The sequence below is a fragment of the uncultured Anaerovibrio sp. genome (genome assembly GCF_947302755.1).
Lineage (GTDB): Bacteria > Bacillota > Negativicutes > Selenomonadales > Selenomonadaceae > Anaerovibrio.
Genome location: NZ_CAMYWM010000002.1, coordinates 34464 through 52547 on the forward strand (window position 1 = coordinate 34464; position 18084 = coordinate 52547).

The window sequence follows — 18084 nt, forward strand, 5'->3', positions numbered from 1 at the left end:
ATATAAGTGATGTGCTGATGTGACATTTTAAAGCTACGTTTATTCATGAAATCACCCACATGACTACTACAGCTATATAGTTAATATGTACATGATAGGCGGTAGGCAGATTACCTGAAGCATTTGGCGAATGGCGTAAAAAACTATTTTTTGCATTCTTACACATCAAGAAAACATCCACTGTTTGAGCGACATACAAAAACAGTATAAACGTCGCGAGTTTGGATTTTTCTTGATGACTAATTAATGGCAAAACAATAGTTTTAGCCATGAGTCCATGGCTGAAGGTAACTGCCTACCGCCAGCATCAAGATTATTTACATAATAGGTATACTAGAAAGTATATAGGTTTACAATATTACATGCAAGCTTTTATTTCCTAGCTAAACAGTCGGTTTTTGTACAGTTGCTGCAATCGTGCGTTTTTGTGTCTCTTGGACAGCTTTCTTCTATTAAGTATAAGCCTATAATTGCTGTTATTGATTTACGTGGTTCTAGCATCATGGACTCAGTAAGATGTATACCAATTGTATCTGCCTTTGCAGTCCTAATCATTTCCGGTTGTTGTTCAATTGGCCAGTCCCCATAACCTGGACTAAAACGCCATTTCATAATATATCCTTCTCTGTTCACCCTTTCAGATATGGCCTTTTCCATAAGATTGGCGTTTTCTTCTACGGCAGTGGTGGCTGCTGCATCCAGAAGGAGGGACAGGGTATATTTTCCTTCCTTAAATAATGCTGTAATTTTTTCTTCTATTTCCTGTCCAACTGTTGCTGTAAGGATGACTACTTTGGTGCAGCCTAGCAGGTGGTTTTTTATAGAGCTTCCTTCCAGGTAAAAAGGTGGATCTGAATAGATGGTTTGGCTATGGTCATCATAATCATATATTTCCCAGTTTCCTGTTGGATGAATAAGGAGTCTGGCCAGGTCACATGCCTCTTCAATTATTTCCTCATTGAAGGTGGTTTGCTGCAGACCAGCATATCGTTTTGTTTCCTCTTTATCTATTTTATAGTAGGGGGCATTGAAAATTGCCATTATATCACCTCAAAACTATGAATTGTTTCACGTGAAACAATTCTATAACCAATCTTATTATATCTTATCAGTAATGAAATGAGCATACCATGAAAATAAGTTTTAATTTTATTATCGAAAAAAATATTCAATAATGGTACAATAATATAGTAAAAATATATAGTAAGGTCGGTGACTTAATGGGCAAGGTAATTGCAGTGGCAAATCAGAAAGGCGGTGTAGGCAAAACAACTACATCCGTCAGCTTAAGTGCTGCTTTGGCAGAAAAGGGTAAAAGGGTATTGTTGGTAGACTGTGACCCACAGGGAAATGCCACCAGTGGCTTTGGTATAAATAAACAGGAATTGGAACTCAGTGTGTACGATATTATAATTGATGAATGGAATATTTCTGACATTATATTACCCACTGATTACAAAATAGATATTGCGCCATCACAGATTGGCCTGGCTGGTGCAGAAATAGAATTATCCTCCCTTGAAGACAGGGAATATAGATTACAAAGAGGAATAAATACAGTTAGGGAAAAATACGATTTCATAATTATCGATTGTCCTCCTTCCCTGGGTTTTTTGACTTTAAACTCCCTGGCAGCTGCTGATTCCGTTTTAATTCCCCTGCAGTGTGAATTCTATGCACTGGAGGGATTATCCCAGCTGCTTAAGACCATTGAAATGGTCAGGTCACGAATAAATGTAAATTTATATATTGAAGGCGTGGTACTAACCATGTATGATTCCCGCACCAATCTTTCCCAGCAGGTAGAGAATGAGGTTCGCAATTATATTGGCGATAAGGTATATAATACTACTATTCCAAGAAATGTAAGGCTTAGTGAGGCACCTTCCTATGGCTGCCCAATTTTTTCTTATGATCCAGCCTCTAAGGGTGCACAGGCATATATGGAACTCGCACAGGAGGTTATTGATAATGGTTAAGAAAAAAGGTGGCTTAGGTCGTGGTCTTGACGCCTTGGGTCTCGGTAATACAGCATCCAATCAACCTACCAAGCAATATACAGCCCATGAACAATCAGGTACGAGGAAGGGTAACAGGGTGACGCCTGCCCACAATAATATTCAGGCTGCAGATGATATAATTCAGGACATAGAGGTTGCTTCCATCAAGGCAAATCCCAATCAGCCACGTACAGATTTTGATGAAGAAGCATTAAATGCCCTTCAGGAGTCAATAAAGGAATATGGGGTAATTCAGCCGGTAATTGTGAGAAAAACAGCTGCCGGCTACGAGCTGATTGCCGGTGAAAGAAGGCTTAGAGCATCAAAATTGGCCGGCAAAAAAACAATTCCAGCCATTGTAAAGGAATACAATGATGCACAAATGACAGAAATTGCCCTTATAGAAAATATTCAGCGGGAAAACCTGAACCCAGTTGAAGAAGCCAATGCTTATCACCATCTTTTAACAGATTACGGTTTAACTCAGGATATGTTATCGAAAAAGGTTGGGCGCAGCCGCTCCCATATTGCAAATTTTCTCCGGCTCTTAAAGCTGTCTGAAAAAATTCAGACTATGCTGACGGAGAATAAGATTTCCATGGGGCAGGCCAAGCCCCTCCTGGCTATTGATGATATGGACTTGCAAGAAAAGGCAGCAAACTTTATAATAGACAATGACTTGTCTGTACGTAAGGTAGAGACACTGGTTAAACAGCTTTTAAAGCATCCTGATTACCTGGAGGAAAAGGAAATTGATACAACGGGAAGGGATACCGACCCCGAGCGGCTGTTCATATTGGATGCTGAGGATAAATTAAAAATGCTTCTCGGCACCTCAGTTCATATAAAGGGAACAGGCAAGAAGAAAAAGCTTGAAATTGATTTTACCTCACAGTATGAATTGGAAAGACTGATTGCTTTATTATCGGACAAGCTGACTTCAAATGATGCTGCGGAAAAGCTAAAAAAGCTTAGAGAATTTTCCACCACAGGTAAATTAAATGTGTAATTATGATGGGGAGTTTATTAATGGAAAATACGGAAATAATGCAATTTGTCGTCAATAATCTCAGCTACATGGTGGCTGTGTTGGGTATAATGATGATTGTTATGTACCTGATGATGATAAATGCTATGTATAATATTAATTACATGAAGAAACGATACAAGAAGATGATGACCGGGGTAGATGGTGCCAATCTGGAACGGTTGATTATCGGCTGTGTAGATGATGCCAAGGCAGTTTCTGATGAGAATAAAAAATTGCGGGAGGATCTGGATAGTGCCCGTGCACTTCTTCAACAGGCCATTACCAAGGTGGCTGTGGTCCGGTTCAGGGCCTTTGAGGATATGGGCAGCGATTTAAGCTATGCAGTGGCAATGCTTGATTCTGATAATAATGGTGTGGTAATGTCAAGTATTTTTGGCAGAGAGGATTCCAGAAGCTACGTCAAGCCAATTACCTCCGGTACCTCCACCTATGCCATGACTGGAGAGGAAGAGGAAGCATTAAAGCAGGCCATGGCCCAAAGCTAAACAATATTAATTAATTGAAAAGGAAAAGGCTCTATGATATAATAGTTTAGCTATTAGTAGAGTCTTTTTTATTTTTTTATGGAGGCTTATATTTGGATAAGGACGAGAAAAGTACGGATAATCGCGAATATACAATCAAGATAATTCCCCATCAGGGTTCAAATGTACATAGTATACATTTGCCCATGCGATGGATAAAGGCTGCCGCTATATCTGTTGCCACCGTGGTTTTGCTGTTGGTGGGTGCCTTCAGCTACTCTGTATACAGCAGCTATTCCCTTAGGAATGAAGCATCTCAGATAGAGAAGCTCAAGGAGGCAAATTCCCTTCAGCAGGAGCAGCTTTTGGAATTGTCAAAAAAGGCCACTGATCTTCAAAGTGAGGTGGAGCAGCTGGGGCAGATTGAGAAGGAGCTGCGGCAGCTTACCGGTATTGGTGGCACAGAGAGTGTGGATGCTACCGGCAACGGCAGTGATGGCACTCACAATGGCCAGGGTGGCCCCTATAAGGCCCTGGATATTCAGGACGTAAGCAATGCCCTTAATGATGTTGAAAGAAGGGTGGTTGTGCGTCGGGATAGTCTCATCAGGCTCAGGGACATGTTGAATGAGCAGAAGCGGCTGGTACAGCAACAGGTGGCTATACAGCATACTACGCCTTCTATTTGGCCTTCCACAGGTGATGTAAGTTCCCCTTATGGCATGAGATGGGGTGGATCAGATTTCCATCCTGGTATAGATATTGCTGATGATTATGGCACGCCGATTGTTGCCACTGCTGACGGTGTAGTTACAGTGGCTGGATGGAATTCCGGCGGTTACGGAAATATGGTTGATATTGACCATGGTAATGGTTATATGACGCGGTATGGTCACGCGCAGCAGGTTGTGGTCAGCGCAGGAGACCATGTGAAGCAGGGACAGGTTATCGCTTATATGGGAAGTACCGGATTTAGTACCGGTCCACACGTTCATTATGAGGTTCGGGTAAATGGACAGGTTGTAAATCCTGCAGGTTATATCAGGTAACCGTTTTATATAAGGAGATTAAAAATGTTCGGAATGGTAAAGAAGCAGCTGGATGCTTCTACAAAAAACGATATAGAAGCTATTATAGGAGAAAATACTGCTGTAAAGGGAGAAATAAGTGGCAGCAGCAGTATAAGAGTAGATGGCACTGTTGAAGGTTCCATTTCTGTCGCAGCTACGGTTATCATCGGTGAAAATGGTCATGTAAAGGGGGATATTACAGCCCCTGATCTTGTGATATACGGCAAGGTCGATGGTAATGCAACCATTGAAAACTGCTTGTCAATTTGCTCCTCCGGACAGCTTATAGGCGATGTTAAGGTAGGCAGCCTGAAAATCGACGACGGCGGATTATTCCGGGGACGTAGTGAGATGAACGAGATTAGACGCAATGACCCTGCGTTGGAAGGTTAAAAATTAAAGCCATGATGAGATGCTTTTCATCATGGCTTTAATTCCAAAAAGGAAGGTGTTTTGTAATGGATTTTTTAAAAAAAGAAATTAAAGTAGGCTTGAAAAATACAGTGAAGGAACAGGTTTGGCCAAAAAATACAGCCAAGGTTATGGGAAGTGGCTGTATGGAGGTATATGCCACGCCGGCCATGACCTGTCTTATGGAAAAGGCAGCTGCTGAAGCACTGGAGCCTTTTATGGAGGAGGGCTGGACAACGGTTGGCATATCCATTAATGTACAGCACACAGCTGCCACCCCGGTGGGGTTGGCTGTGCGGGCCGAAGCAGAGGTTACGGCTGTGGATGGCCGGAAGATAAGCTTTAAGGTTCGGGCCTTTGATGATAAGGAAGAAATTGGTTCTGGTACACACGAACGCTTTGCCGTCATGAGTGAAAAATTTATGGCCAAGGCTTCCGGTAAGCTGTGATTTGATACAATATGCACATTGATAAAAATATGGCAGGTGCTCACATGGCACCTGTTATTTTTTATGAAAAGGTATGACGGAATATTTTTCTTCTTTTAGAAGAAAAATTTGTGCAATGGCGTTATAATTAAATAAGACTAATTCGGTGGGAGATTTATACGTCTACTGAATGCATCCGAATTAATCCAGAGCTTTGCGGACGTATCCAAGAGGCAAAGCCTATTGGTTAATACGTCCCATGGGAAAGTGTCCTGTAAAGCAAGACCATGGTCTTAGCTGAGCAGCTGACACTGACCGCTATGGGGGATTTTCTCACACCTAAGAGGAGGGAGAATTAGCACCCGTTGGCGTGGGGTTAAATTTAGAAAAAAAACTGTATACAGCAATATTGTACACAGTCCTCAATATATATAAAATTGGCAGGAAGTCAGCCATTACAGCGGCTTCTTTGGCATTAAGGGATTAACAGGATTTTGGCCTCCGGCAGCTGCCAGACCGTCCAGTTCATCCCAGGATAATTCACGCTTTTGCTGACGAATATCATGGAGACGGGTCTTGAGACTGGTCTTAATCTTGCTTAAGTGGGAAAAATCTGTATTTTGTAATTCATCCTGAATGCTCATAATACTCACTCCTATCTGTTCCATGTTCTTATTCTATCATAACATACGAATAATTGGCAGGAGTATTACAAATTTTTTTTAGCTTGGTGGAAGTTTATAATGAAGATATATTTTTATTTAGGTATAGGCATTATTATCACATTAATAGTTGCTTTACTGGGTTATGGTGTTTATCTGAATACCCGTGGGGAAAATGAAATCTCCCAGCGTATGGCCAATCACCATTTGCCATTAACCGGGGTTATGGCAAAGGAAAGACAGCTATTGCCTATGGTGGAGCTGGATTTAGTCAATCTCTATTCCAATGATATGACAGATGTGGTGGCCCTGGAGGATGGCCGTATAGTTCGTTTCTTTGTGGAAAAAAACAGCAATGTTGATGTAAATACCCCAATATTGCAGCTGATGGACGAAAATCTTCCATTGAAAATGCGTCAATCGGACAGTGATATTTTTGATGCTGAGGCCCAGCTGGTCAAGGCCAGAAATTCTTATAACAGATATCGTCAGCTGTTGGAGGTAAATGCCATTTCTGTGGAGAGATATGAGGAGGCAGAGGCTGCATACAAGGCTGCCCAGGCCCGGCTGGCCAATTATCAGGCCCAACGGGATCAGCTGATGGTACATGAATCCAGGGAGATTATCCAATCCCCAATCAAGGGTGAGGTACTGAACCTCTATCATACAGTCGGGGCCTATGTTAAAGCGGGAACGGCTGTAGCCCTGGTGGGTGATTTTTCCCATTTAAGCTTTAACAGTACACTGGAGGATATATTTACCAGGAGGCTATATATAGGACGCGAATTTGAACTGACGGTCAGCGACGAGACGGGAATGCACAAATCCTATGGTGCCAATTTGGCGTCGGGGAATTTAGGCGCCAATCAGGTATTTAAGGCCAAGGTGGAAAAAATAACACCGGATCTGGGAGAAGAGGCCTCCATTCGCCAGGTTATATGGCAGATTGATAACCGGGTAGGTCTGCTGGAGCCTGGGGCCTACAGCAAGGTGCGTCTGTATTCTGATTTACCTCATAAGTGTTTGACTGTTCCCGTGGAAGCCTTTATCAATGAATCCAGAAAGCAGGTGGCAGTGCTGGATTCAGATAATCGCCTGGCCTTTCGGCGGGTGGAAGCCGGTGTGACTGACGGTAAATATGTGGAAATAAAAAGCGGACTGGCGGCTGGTGATATAGTTATTACCTCGGATACAGAGGGCATTGATGAAGGAACAAAAATCGAAATTATAGTGGAGGATAACTAGCCATGGCAGATGGAAGCAAAATTTTTAGTCGGGCGGCCTTGGATAAATTAAGGTCACCGGACCGATTGGATATGCTTTTGCCCATAACTACCCCTATTGGTTGGATGGGCTTGTTGGCCGTCGGCTTGCTGCTGTTGTCTGTGGTCATGTGGTCTATTTTTGGTTCCCTCACCGTCAGGGCTGATGGTGTGGGGATGATTATGGACTATGGCGGAGTAGCTAATATTACACATGTGGCCGGAGGTAAGGTAACCAACGTCTATGTTCGTGAGGGCACTGAGGTAAAAAAGGGAGATTTGATTGCCCGCCTTGATCAGTCCGATCAATCGGCAGATACCAATATGGCCCAGTTTGAATCCCAGCTGGCGGGCAACATGCAGGATACTGCCAGTGAGGTATATAAATATCGGTATAAATTGTACAAACAGGAAAAGTCCCGGGATGTATTCAGCGAATATGATGGTATTGTGGATGAGCTGATGGTCCGCAGGGGAAGTATTATTGACAGCGGAAGTCCAATTTGCAGTGTCCGCCTGACCCAAAAGAATACGGACCTGATGGGGGTTATGTACGTTCCGGTGGATAAGGGAAAGCAGATTGAGACGGGACAGACAATCCAGATAGTGCCCAGCGGAGTAGATGCCCAGGAATCAGGCAGCCTGATAGGGGTAGTACGTACTGTGTCCAGCTATCCCGTATCCCTGCGGTCAATTCAGCAGCAGCTGGGTAATCCTGAATTGTCCCAACGATTGATGGCCAGTGGCCAGGGGGCAGTTATGGAGGTGCGATTTGTTTTGGTTAAGGATGAAAAATCCCCCTCCGGTTATTTATGGACCTCGGTGGTGGGACCCCACAAGCCGGTATCGGCAGGCAGCTTTTGTACCGGTTCCATTATTATTGAACGGCGTCCTCCCTTGGAAAAAGTATTTTATAAAATCAGCCAATGGCTGCGAAATAGGTGAGTCATATGGCCTTTGAATTTTTGGGATATTTTAATATTGGCGGGGGAAAGCATGTTAATGTGCCGACCATACTGCAAATGGAAGCTACTGAGTGTGGTGCGGCCTGTCTGTCCATGGTGCTGGCCTATTATGGGATGTGGGTTCCATTGGAAAAGCTGCGGGCTGAATGCGGTGTAAACCGAGACGGCAGTAAAGCCAGCAATGTGCTGCGGGCGGCCCAGGCCCGTAATTGTGAGGTTCACGGTTATTGCTGGGAGGCAGAAAGCCTTCGGGAGGAGCAGGAATTTCCTCAGATCATACATTGGGAATTTAACCATTTTGTGGTGCTGGAGGGCATTGTACAGGACAAGGTTTATATAAATGATCCGGCTATGGGACGGCGCACCGTGGAGTGGGAGGATTTTTTAACCTCCTATACGGGTATTGCCCTGACTATTAAGCCGGGGCCCGGCTTTAAACCGGAGGGCCATCGATATAACGTATTCAAGGCCGTCGGGAAAAAGCTGTGGCAGGATAAATGGGGAATGTGCTTCCTGCTTTTATTGGGCTTATTTATGATTATTCCCGGCTTGGCGGCACCGGTGTTCAGCCAAATATTTTTGGATGATATTCTGACGGGTAAGCATTCTGATTGGATGACGAATTTATGCATAGCCATTACCCTATCCTTTGTGGTATCGGCGGTATTGACCTGGCTCAGATCGGTAATCCTCACCCGTTGGCAGCAAAAGATGACCCTGGCCGATTCATCCAGCTTTTTCTGGCATTTGCTAAGGCTGCCTATGCAGTTCTTTCATCAGCGGTATGCGGCTGAGGTGGCAGGGCGTATCAGCATGAATGAGGCGGTGGCAGGTGTTTTGTCCGGAAGTGCGGCCACGGCCGTACTGGACGCCTTTGTGGCCCTCTTCTTTTTGTTGCTTCTGCTGCAATACAATGTGCTGTTAACCATTATTGGTATTGCATTTCTGGCCATGAATGTAGGAGTTCTTGTGTTAACCCGCCGTCATATGACGGATTTGGCCATGCGTATTCAGCAGGATGCAGGCAAGGAGTATGGAGCCAGTATAAACGGGCTGTCTATGATTGACAGCATAAAGGCCAATGGCAATGAAGGTGATTTCTTCATGAAATGGTCCGGCTATCGGGCCAAGGTATTGGCAGGAATGCAGGAAACCCAGCTGTGGATGCTGTCGGTAACCATGCTTCCTGCTCTGTTAAACGGGTTAAATGGGGCTATTATCATGACCTTTGGCGGTTTTTCCATTATGGATGGGGCTATGACTGCCGGTATGTTTGTGGCCTTTCAGCATTTAATGAACAGCTTTCAGGCTCCGGTGAACAATCTGACGGGCTTATATACCAGCCTGCAGACCACGGAAATGCAGCTGCAGCGGCTGAACGATGTGCGCTGCTACAATATTGATACCCTTAATTATCCCGAGGAATACGGGGATACTACCTTAACAGATGGGTCACAAATGCGTCTTTCAGGTGAATTAACCCTGGAGCATGTTACCTTTGGCTACAATCCCCTGGAGGAGCCTTTGCTTAAAGATTTTAATCTTCACGTAAAGCCTGGTCATTGGGTGGCCATAGTAGGAGCATCAGGCAGTGGTAAATCCACTGTGGCCAAGCTCATTACCGGTTTATATGGGGAGTGGGATGGCCAGGTGCTGTTTGATGGCAAACCCCGCCGTCAGCTTTCACGGAAGGTAATCACCTCCTCCCTGGCGGCAGTTGATCAGGATGTTTTCCAGGTCACCGGCACTGTAGGCCAAAATATTGGTCTATTCGATGATTCACTGCGCCAGATTGACATTATTAACGCTGCCAGGGATGCATGTATCCACGATGATATAATTCAGCTGGAGGGTGGCTATGAGGCCCAGGTTGACGAGGGTGGCCTGAATTTCAGCGGTGGTCAGCGTCAGCGGATGGAGATTGCCCGGGCCCTGGCTGTAAATCCTTCTCTTCTCGTTTTGGATGAGGCCACCAGTGCCCTGGATCCGGTTACGGAAGAACAGGTTCTGAGTAATATCCGGCATCGGGGATGTTCCTGTGTGATTATTGCCCACAGATTGTCCACCATTCGGGATGCTGATGAAATACTGGTATTGGATAAGGGCCATGTGGTGGAGCGTGGACGCCACCGGGATATGATAAAGCATGATGGGCCTTATCGCCGATTGATTAAAGAACGAAGTTCATAATTATTTTAGTGAGTTGTGATGGTATGGAATTACAAGCGGGAAAGCGCTGGCGAATGACAAATGAAGAAGAATTTTTGCTGCTGGAAACAGGACAGGTGGAGGTTTATGCTGTTACTGCCCACCAGAGCTCATATCGCCAGGAATATCTTTTTTCATTAAGCCCGGGAGATAGTGTATTTCCGGCCTTGGATGAATTTGGGGAGGTCAATATACTCCTGTATGGCTTGGAGGATTGCCGGCTCAGGGCAATTAAATTTACGGATATATCAGCTGACGAATTGCAGCATTGTCTCCAGGGCTGGTTTTTGAAGCTGGGCAGCATTAAATGGATAAAGCGATTGGCCGATATGGGTGACAATACGCTGCTGCAGTGGTCCGGGCCGGAGATGCTGGAGGGCTGTGCAGGCAGCAGCAGGGACCTGTATAGCCATTTTAAAGAAAATCAGGGTATTTTTGCCATGCTCCAGGGCATCCGTTTTTTGTCTGCCGACAGGCGGCTGGAACGGCGGCATCATATTATCGACCAGCAGAAGAAGCGTCTGATAGATGATGCAATCAACAATCTGTTAGGCGAGGATGAAATATTTTACGAAGAGCACAGTACTGAACAGCGGGGCAAGAGTCTGGAGGAAGCCAGCTTTATCATTCGTCTGATAGAAAAGGCCCTGTCAATGGGTGAGGCCGATATAGGACTGTCCCCGGAAATTGTCAAAAAATTGGACAAAATCCATCTCCTTCGCCGGGTGGCCCAAAAGGCCAATATTCAGCTGCGGCTGGTGAAGCTGGAGCGGGGGTGGTATACAAAGGATTGTGGCCCTATGATCGGTTATTTTGGGGAGAAAAAGGAAATGGCTGCACTTATTCCCAAGACCCCCAGTACCTATGTTATGATAACCAGGAGAGAGCCGGAGGGGATACCGGTCACCGGTGAACTGGCCGATGAGCTGGATGTGGATGCCTTCCTGTGTTATGCCGGTTTTCCGCGCCGTAAGCTGTCCATAAAGGATTTGATCAGGTTTATGTTTCGTCAGTGCTGGCAAATCGATTATCGGACTATATTGCTGGTGAGCTTCATTGCGGGACTTATTCCCCTGGTGAGTCCTATCATTACGGAAACCATTTTTCAAAATATCATTCCTATAATGGATCGGAAGGGACTGGTATCCGTTACCCAGGTTATTATGGTTACCAGCTTTACCATGGCCGCCCTCAGTATGATACGGATGGTGGCGGTAATGCGTATAAGCACCCGATTGGATATGTCAGTGGAGGCAGCTCTCTGGGGCAGGCTGCTGACCTTGCCGGAAAAATTTTTCCGTCAGTTTACCTCCGGTGAATTAGCCAGCCGTATGCGTGGCATTGAAATGGTAAAGGAGGTGGTCAGCGGTAATTTTGTTTCCACGGTATTTAACACGGTATTTTCCTTCTGGAGTCTGTTTCTGATGTGCTGGTACAGCCTTAAGCTGACGGCTGTGGCTGTGGCTGTATGGGCTGTATGGTTCATGATAACGGCCATGATTTACGGGCGGGTATTGTTCTTTCAACGTAAATTAATCGCAGCCAATAATGCTGAGGCAGGCCTGGTGCAGCAGCTATTTACCGGTCTGGCCAAATTTAGAGTCCATGGAGCGGAGGAACAGGCCTTTCATCTATGGAGTAAGGTTTTTGGGGAAACCTGGAGGTGGAATCTGGCCCTGAGATGGCAAAACAACTATAATACAATTATAGGAGCAGCCCAGCCCTTTATTTTGACTATGGTGCTGTATTATATGGCAGTAAATGGCCTCCAGGAGCCCCTGAGGGAGGGGACGGTGGCCTCCACGGCTGCCGGAGGCATGGGATATGCCCAGTTTCTGGCCTTTGAGGCGGCCTTTACCGCATTTAACGCCTCCTTAAAGGCGTTTGTACCCTTGATTGGTTCCTGTTTTGCTATTCAGCCCCATATAGAAAATCTTCGTCCCATATTGAATGAGATTCCGGAAACCACCGGTGACAAGGTGGAGGCTGAACCATTATCCGGTGCCATAGAGGTGAGTCATTTGACCTTTGCCTATGGCGAGGATAAGAAGGATGTCCTCCATGATATAACCTTTCAAATTGCGGCAGGGGAAAATGTGGCCATAGTGGGCCATTCCGGTTGTGGTAAATCAACACTGGTACGATTGCTATTGGGCTTTGAGCAGCCTAAAAGCGGTGCCATATATTATGACGGTCAGTCCCTGGCGGAATTATCACCACCCTCTGTACGGTCGCAAATGGGGGTGGTATTGCAAAATGGCCAGCTGATGACCGGCGATATATTTACCAATATTGTGGGACAGACTGCCCTTACCCAGGATGATGCCTGGGTGGCGGCAGAAGCAGCGGGGATTGCCGATGATATCCGGGCCATGCCCATGGGTATGCAGACAGTCATTAGTGAAGGCTCCAACAATATTTCCGGGGGACAGCGTCAACGGATAATGATTGCCAGAGCCCTGGCGGCCAAGCCGGCTATTATTATTTTTGATGAAGCTACCAGTGCACTGGATAATCGGACCCAGGCCATTGTAACCAACAGCCTGAATAAATTGAAAACCACCAGGCTGGTAATCGCCCATCGGTTGTCCACCATAAGGGGCTGTGATCGGATTTTGGTCATGGACAAGGGATATTTGGTGGAAAGCGGAACATATGAGGAATTGTTGGCCAGGGATGGAATATTTGCCAAACTGGTAAAGCGTCAGGTAGCATAGGAGAAGGAAAGTATGGATGAACAGGATTGGAATGGTATAGCCCGAAAGGCCATACATGATGATGCAGCTTTTGATGAGCTGTATGAGCATTTTTTTTCCAAAATATACAATTTAATCTACGCCCGGGTAAAGAATGCCTCTATTGCCGATGATATTGTCAGCGATGTTTTTGAGAAAATGGTGGGACATCTGGACAGCTTTGACAGCAGTAAGGCCTCCTTTGCCACCTGGTTAAGCCGTATAGCCATGCGTACCCTGACCGATTATTATCGTTGGCAAAGCCATCGGCAAAATGTGGAATGGGATGATGTGTTCTCTCCCAAGGTAGATGATAAGGAGGTTCCGGATGGTCATTTGCTGGAGCAGGATGGGAAAAGGGAGCTGTTGCTGGCGTTGGGAAAATTATCCCAACGGGAGCAGGAAATTATTGAATTAAAATTTTGGGGCGATATGAATAATAGGGAAATTGCTGATACACTTGGTATATCCTCGGCCAATGTGGGGGTAATTCTCTTTCGGGCCATGGGGACCCTGCGAAAAATTCTGGGACGGGATTAACCCGTCCTTTTTTTAATACGAAATCTTAGCAAATCAAATCCGAAGGATGCAGAAGAGCTTTAGATTTCGTTGTAAGGGCGTAGTGGGAAATAACGTTTCGCACGAGGTTTCCTATGTTTTTTATTCGGGAGATTGAACTGGCCTGCGCAGCCAGATTTTTTTTATTTTTTTGTAATGGATTGGCCGGACAGTCGTATATAAGGTTGTAAGACAGTTAATCAGGCATAGGAAAGGAGTCGGTGGATATGCAGGAATTGACTAAGGTAATTATCAGTGTCCTTAAAAGGTTTGATACGACAAAATTTCAGGGTGCTAATCGCGTGGAGGCGGTAAATACCATCCTGGAAGACCAGGGAATTTGGGTAAATCGGGATGATATCAGCATAGCATTGAAGCATTTTACAGAGCTGGCCAATTAGTATTGTGACCATATACAATCGTAAAAGCGACGGATGGTTAATTAATAGTATTGTTGGAAAGGGGCGTTTATATTATGGCAATGGAAAAAATGATGGAAGAACAGGAATTGAAGGAGTCATCCGCAGCAAAAACCGTGGAGCTTATGATTCCGATGATTAAAAAGGGCCTTGCCAGCTATAACAGGGGTAAGGATATGAAGAATAAGAAACCCTTGGATGGCAGGGTAGCATAAATATTTAAATAATTAAGTGAAATTATTTACAAATTGAGTTATAATCATATTAGAGTTTGTACGTAACAACAAATTTAAGGAGGTATGTACTATGAGATTCGTAAACGTATTGAAGGTATTCCTGGTAGCAGTAGTTATGGCTGTTGGTTTTCAGGGGACGGCCTTGGCCGGTAGTCAGGATTTTAGCCTGATTAATGGTACTGGCAGGACCATATCCTATATTTATCTGAGCCCAACCCATGAATCTAACTGGATTTATCAGGATGAGCTTGGTCCTAATCACGTTCTTGCTCCAGGTCAGGATATTTTTATCGGCTTTGACCCACGGGATGGGGTACAGTATTGGGATGTTAAGGTAGTTTATGATAACGGAGCTGAGGATTATTGGTACGGTTTGGACCTGTATCGGGTTTACTCGTTAACCATTCGTCCTGGCGGAGCTTCCAGTATTGAAATGATTTAAGATAAAATGAAATGAAAACCGTTGGCTTTGTTATGAAGCCAGCGGTTTTTTTGATATATATTTTATGCCAAAATACAATACATAATATACATTTTATGTTATATAAAATAAAATGAGGCTATAGCAGAAAAGACAAGGGTTTACTGGGATTGTATACAGTATTATTTTCATAAATGTGCATATATGAGGTTATTAAATGCATAAAAATACATAAAGGTGATATAACGTTTATAAAAAACAGGATAATAATTGGATTTGTTGGCTTGTATACATGAATAATTATATTGACACTAAGAATAATAATACATATAATTATACTTGTTACTCAAAGGGGATATATTACAGAAAAACAAATGTCTACTAAACAAGGATTTTATCTGTACTATACCCATAGCTTTTGAGAAAAAAAGTTAGACTTGTGTATTGGAGGAGTGTTACGATGTGTAGAATTGGTTCAATAAAAAGCAAGGTACCTGTTCATCCATCCAAGGCCTTACATTTGATGCTGCCTCAGCAGGAGGGGCATGACAATTCGGGCTTTGCCATGGTAATGCAGGATTTATATGGTACTTTTTCCAATTATAAAGATAAACCACTCCTTTCCATGGCCTGCACCCAGAGGGGCAATCAAATGGTAGAGGAATACATGGATGCCCATAACTTTGTGCAGCTGGCCGAATGGATTCCAATTCCGAATAAGCAGCCTAACCTGGACATTCAGGCTATGCCATATTATGTATTCCGCAATTATGATTTTCCGGAGCATTACAATGAGCTTTCCGAGGAGGAAAAGCAAAATCTGCTGCTGGATACCCGGTTGGCTTTGCGCAAAATGCTGGAGGACGCCAATGAGGGCTTTGTGTATTCCTTCTGGCCGGATGTGCTGACCCTTAAGGAAATCGGTGATCCCCGGGATATTGCCACCTACTTCCATTTGTGGGACGACCATGGCGGACTTATGGCGAAGAATATTGTGGTTCAGTGCCGTCAGAATACCAATTACGATATTGTCCGTTATGCGGCTCATCCATTTTTCCTCCAGGGCTACACCCTGTGTGCCAATGGTGAGAATACTTTTTACACTAAAAACAAGGAGTTCCAAAAGTCCCTCCATCGGGGCTATATCGGCTTTGAGTCCGACTCCCAGTGCTTTCTTTATACCCTTCATTATGTACTCCACGAATTGAAGTGGCCTATTAATTATTATAAACACGTTATTACTCCATTGCCCTTTGAGGAAATCGAGGAGCGGGAGGATAAGGAGGTTCTTAAGGCCATTCGTCAGTCTCTGGCCCATCTGGAAATCAATGGACCAAATACGATTATTGCCACCCTGCCGGATAACCGGATGATTACCTGCTGCGACTCCAAGAAGCTGCGTCCCGTGGTGTTGGGTCAGGATGACAATATGATAGCCATTTCCTCGGAGGTATGCGGTCTCAATGAAATAATGCCAAACCGGGACAGGGAAAAGGATATCTATCCTAATGAGCGGGAAGTAATTGTGATTGATAATGAATTGGAGGTACAGAGATGGAAGCAGTAAAAACACAGGATGTGTCAGTCAATGACCTTTCTTGGAAAATCGAATATCATGCTGAGCGCTGTACCATGTGCGGCAGCTGTGTGGCCACCTGTTCCTTTAAGGCCATTGAGGTAAAGACCCAGGCCCAGTCCATTGTGGTATCCACGGACAGTCAGCCAAAGCCGGAGCATCGTCACATTGCCCGGCCAATTATTACCCAAAAGGCCAGTCTCACCGATTATTGCCGGGGCTGCGGCATGTGTGAAAAGGTGTGCCCAAACAACGCCATTCGCCCTGTCAGGAATGTGGATACCCGTCAGGTGCTGCTTTCCAAGGACAGTGGCCCTATTAAGCGGGGCGGCCGCACCAATCTCAATGCCCAGCGCACCTTGGACAGCATTGTAGTTGGCCGTATTTCCCAGATGACGGACCCATCCCTGGACTCGGCCCGCCATACCTTTGATATCCGTTCCCCATTGGGCCGGGTGCTTTCGCCAAAGGAGCTGCCCTTCAGATTGGAGAATGGCAGGATGGTGATGGATCATAAGGCCCCGCCTGTAAACTGGATTTATCCGCTTATTTTTTCCGATATGTCCATTGGTGCCCTGTCCACCCGGGCCTGGGAGGCTGTGGCTCTGGCCTGTGCCTATCTCAATGAGAAGTGTGGCCTGCCGGTGCGCATGAGCTCCGGTGAGGGCGGCATGCCGGTAAAGCTGATGGAATCCGATTATTTAAAGTATTTTATTTTGCAGATAGCCTCCGGTCATTTCGGCTGGAACCGTATTATAAAGGCGATACCCCACATGGTGACGGATCCCGCCGGTGTGCTTATTAAAATCGGCCAGGGAGCCAAGCCGGGGGATGGCGGTTTACTGCCGGCGGCCAAGGTGGCAGAGCATGTTCAGGCTATTCGCGGTGTTCCAAAGGCCACCCTGTCCTCCCCGCCAAATCATCAGGGCCTGTATTCTATAGAAGAATCTGTACAGAAGATGCACCTGTCACTGAATGCAGCCTTTGGCTTCAGAGTGCCGGTGGCCATTAAATGTGCGGCTTCCGCCACCTCTGTGTCCGTTTATAATAATTTGCTGCGGGATCCATATAAGATTTGCGGCGGCTTCTTCCTGGATGGCATTCAGGGCGGTACTGGTGCCGCCAATGAGGTTTCCCTGGATCATACAGGACATCCGGTGGTGTCCAAGATTCGCGATTGCTACAATGCGGCAGTGAAGCAGGGCCTTCAGGGCCAGATCCCTCTGTATGGCGGCGGCGGTATTGGCCTTACGGGCAATGCGGCTGCGGATGCCTTTAAGATGATTTGCCTTGGTGCCAATGGCGTATTTGTGGGCAAGGTGCTTATCCAGCTATTGGGCTGTGTGGGTAACGAGCGTGGCCGCTGTAATTCCTGTAATACCGGTAAGTGTCCTATGGGGATTTGTACCCAGGATCCGCGGCTGGTGAAGCGGCTGGACATCGATAAGGGCGCCCAGAAGATTGTGGATTATGTATTGGCCTTTGATGCTGAGCTTAGGAAGCTTATGGCTCCTATTGGCAACAGCTCCCTGCCGGTGGGTCGCAGTGATGCCCTTGTATCAACTGACAAGGCCATTGCGGACAAGCTGGGAATTCAGTATGTATGCTAAGGAAGGAG

18 protein-coding genes are annotated in these 18084 nt (G+C 45.5%); 16 read left to right on the forward strand and 2 right to left on the reverse strand.

What is annotated here, in order from left to right:
* Positions 1-372: 372 nt before the first annotated feature.
* Positions 373-1041 (reverse strand): vitamin B12 dependent-methionine synthase activation domain-containing protein, encoded by a 669-nt coding sequence (locus tag Q0Y54_RS00460; protein WP_297963135.1) that lies wholly within the window; start codon positions 1039-1041, stop codon positions 373-375.
* Between the two features lie 179 nt (positions 1042-1220).
* On the opposite strand from Q0Y54_RS00460, the gene Q0Y54_RS00465 reads away from it, so the two are divergent.
* The 6 genes from Q0Y54_RS00465 to Q0Y54_RS00490 all read left to right on the forward strand — a co-directional run bounded on the left by Q0Y54_RS00465 (position 1221) and on the right by Q0Y54_RS00490 (position 5445).
* The gene (locus tag Q0Y54_RS00465; RefSeq protein ID WP_297963138.1) at positions 1221-1979 is read left to right on the forward strand and encodes a ParA family protein; all 759 of its coding nucleotides are present in this window, start codon (positions 1221-1223) and stop codon (positions 1977-1979) included.
* Positions 1972-3009 carry a ParB/RepB/Spo0J family partition protein gene (locus Q0Y54_RS00470; RefSeq protein ID WP_297963141.1) on the forward strand — a complete coding sequence of 346 codons (1038 nt, stop codon included), beginning with the start codon at positions 1972-1974 and terminating at the stop codon, positions 3007-3009. Before Q0Y54_RS00465 ends, Q0Y54_RS00470 begins: the two co-directional genes overlap by 8 nt.
* Positions 3010-3029: 20 nt before the next feature.
* Positions 3030-3536, forward strand: coding sequence for a DUF4446 family protein (locus Q0Y54_RS00475; protein WP_297963144.1), 507 nt, complete (start codon positions 3030-3032; stop codon positions 3534-3536).
* Between the two features lie 92 nt (positions 3537-3628).
* Positions 3629-4564: a peptidoglycan DD-metalloendopeptidase family protein gene (locus Q0Y54_RS00480; RefSeq protein ID WP_297963147.1), complete on the forward strand. Its 936-nt coding sequence runs from the start codon at positions 3629-3631 to the stop codon at positions 4562-4564.
* A 24-nt stretch (positions 4565-4588) separates the two neighbouring features.
* A complete protein-coding gene (locus Q0Y54_RS00485; protein ID WP_297963150.1) occupies positions 4589-4978 on the forward strand; it encodes a polymer-forming cytoskeletal protein in 390 nt (129 codons plus the stop codon).
* Between the two features lie 65 nt (positions 4979-5043).
* Positions 5044-5445 (forward strand): thioesterase family protein, encoded by a 402-nt coding sequence (locus tag Q0Y54_RS00490; RefSeq protein ID WP_297963152.1) that lies wholly within the window; start codon positions 5044-5046, stop codon positions 5443-5445.
* A gap of 434 nt (positions 5446-5879) precedes the next feature.
* Here Q0Y54_RS00490 and Q0Y54_RS00495 read toward each other — a convergent pair whose 3' ends face one another.
* Positions 5880-6068: a hypothetical protein gene (locus Q0Y54_RS00495; RefSeq protein WP_297963155.1), complete on the reverse strand. Its 189-nt coding sequence runs from the start codon at positions 6066-6068 to the stop codon at positions 5880-5882.
* Positions 6069-6167: 99 nt separating this feature from the next.
* Between Q0Y54_RS00495 and Q0Y54_RS00500 the strand changes: the two genes are divergently transcribed.
* From Q0Y54_RS00500 to Q0Y54_RS00545, 10 genes are all read left to right on the forward strand, one after another.
* Positions 6168-7331, forward strand: coding sequence for an efflux RND transporter periplasmic adaptor subunit (locus Q0Y54_RS00500; protein ID WP_297963158.1), 1164 nt, complete (start codon positions 6168-6170; stop codon positions 7329-7331).
* Positions 7332-7333: 2 nt separating this feature from the next.
* Positions 7334-8293, forward strand: a complete 960-nt coding sequence (locus Q0Y54_RS00505; RefSeq protein ID WP_297963160.1) for a biotin/lipoyl-binding protein — start codon at positions 7334-7336, stop codon at positions 8291-8293.
* A gap of 5 nt (positions 8294-8298) precedes the next feature.
* A complete protein-coding gene (locus tag Q0Y54_RS00510; RefSeq protein WP_297963163.1) occupies positions 8299-10503 on the forward strand; it encodes an NHLP family bacteriocin export ABC transporter peptidase/permease/ATPase subunit in 2205 nt (734 codons plus the stop codon).
* Between the two features lie 53 nt (positions 10504-10556).
* Complete coding sequence (locus Q0Y54_RS00515; RefSeq protein ID WP_297963166.1) at positions 10557-13238, forward strand: NHLP bacteriocin export ABC transporter permease/ATPase subunit; 2682 nt, start codon at positions 10557-10559, stop codon at positions 13236-13238.
* A gap of 12 nt (positions 13239-13250) precedes the next feature.
* On the forward strand, positions 13251-13796 hold the full coding sequence (locus Q0Y54_RS00520) for an RNA polymerase sigma factor (protein ID WP_297963169.1): 546 nt from the start codon (positions 13251-13253) through the stop codon (positions 13794-13796).
* Between the two features lie 245 nt (positions 13797-14041).
* Entirely contained in the window at positions 14042-14215 is a 174-nt protein-coding gene (locus Q0Y54_RS00525) for a hypothetical protein (protein ID WP_297963172.1), read from the forward strand.
* 74 nt (positions 14216-14289) lie between these two features.
* On the forward strand, positions 14290-14448 hold the full coding sequence (locus tag Q0Y54_RS00530) for a hypothetical protein (protein WP_297963175.1): 159 nt from the start codon (positions 14290-14292) through the stop codon (positions 14446-14448).
* 91 nt (positions 14449-14539) lie between these two features.
* Positions 14540-14911, forward strand: coding sequence for a hypothetical protein (locus tag Q0Y54_RS00535; RefSeq protein WP_297963179.1), 372 nt, complete (start codon positions 14540-14542; stop codon positions 14909-14911).
* Positions 14912-15350: 439 nt separating this feature from the next.
* On the forward strand, positions 15351-16457 hold the full coding sequence (locus Q0Y54_RS00540; protein WP_297963182.1) for a glutamate synthase: 1107 nt from the start codon (positions 15351-15353) through the stop codon (positions 16455-16457).
* Entirely contained in the window at positions 16445-18076 is a 1632-nt protein-coding gene (locus Q0Y54_RS00545) for a glutamate synthase-related protein (RefSeq protein WP_297963185.1), read from the forward strand. Before Q0Y54_RS00540 ends, Q0Y54_RS00545 begins: the two co-directional genes overlap by 13 nt.
* Positions 18077-18084: the final 8 nt, after the last annotated feature.

Bases quoted from the DNA above. Each gene is read 5' to 3' on its own strand.
- Q0Y54_RS00485 (WP_297963150.1), top strand. From the start codon at position 4,589: ATGTTCGGAATGGTAAAGAAGCAGCTGGATGCTTCTACAAAAAACGAT.
- Q0Y54_RS00465 (WP_297963138.1), top strand. From the start codon at position 1,221: ATGGGCAAGGTAATTGCAGTGGCAAATCAGAAAGGCGGTGTAGGCAAA.
- Q0Y54_RS00520 (WP_297963169.1), top strand. From the start codon at position 13,251: ATGGATGAACAGGATTGGAATGGTATAGCCCGAAAGGCCATACATGAT.
- Q0Y54_RS00500 (WP_297963158.1), top strand. From the start codon at position 6,168: ATGAAGATATATTTTTATTTAGGTATAGGCATTATTATCACATTAATA.
- Q0Y54_RS00540 (WP_297963182.1), top strand. From the start codon at position 15,351: ATGTGTAGAATTGGTTCAATAAAAAGCAAGGTACCTGTTCATCCATCC.
- Q0Y54_RS00530 (WP_297963175.1), top strand. From the start codon at position 14,290: ATGGCAATGGAAAAAATGATGGAAGAACAGGAATTGAAGGAGTCATCC.
- Q0Y54_RS00510 (WP_297963163.1), top strand. From the start codon at position 8,299: ATGGCCTTTGAATTTTTGGGATATTTTAATATTGGCGGGGGAAAGCAT.
- Q0Y54_RS00525 (WP_297963172.1), top strand. From the start codon at position 14,042: ATGCAGGAATTGACTAAGGTAATTATCAGTGTCCTTAAAAGGTTTGAT.
- Q0Y54_RS00470 (WP_297963141.1), top strand. From the start codon at position 1,972: ATGGTTAAGAAAAAAGGTGGCTTAGGTCGTGGTCTTGACGCCTTGGGT.
- Q0Y54_RS00535 (WP_297963179.1), top strand. From the start codon at position 14,540: ATGAGATTCGTAAACGTATTGAAGGTATTCCTGGTAGCAGTAGTTATG.
- Q0Y54_RS00495 (WP_297963155.1), bottom strand. From the start codon at position 6,068: ATGAGCATTCAGGATGAATTACAAAATACAGATTTTTCCCACTTAAGC.
- Q0Y54_RS00490 (WP_297963152.1), top strand. From the start codon at position 5,044: ATGGATTTTTTAAAAAAAGAAATTAAAGTAGGCTTGAAAAATACAGTG.
- Q0Y54_RS00475 (WP_297963144.1), top strand. From the start codon at position 3,030: ATGGAAAATACGGAAATAATGCAATTTGTCGTCAATAATCTCAGCTAC.
- Q0Y54_RS00545 (WP_297963185.1), top strand. From the start codon at position 16,445: ATGGAAGCAGTAAAAACACAGGATGTGTCAGTCAATGACCTTTCTTGG.
- Q0Y54_RS00515 (WP_297963166.1), top strand. From the start codon at position 10,557: ATGACAAATGAAGAAGAATTTTTGCTGCTGGAAACAGGACAGGTGGAG.
- Q0Y54_RS00505 (WP_297963160.1), top strand. From the start codon at position 7,334: ATGGCAGATGGAAGCAAAATTTTTAGTCGGGCGGCCTTGGATAAATTA.
- Q0Y54_RS00460 (WP_297963135.1), bottom strand. From the start codon at position 1,041: ATGGCAATTTTCAATGCCCCCTACTATAAAATAGATAAAGAGGAAACA.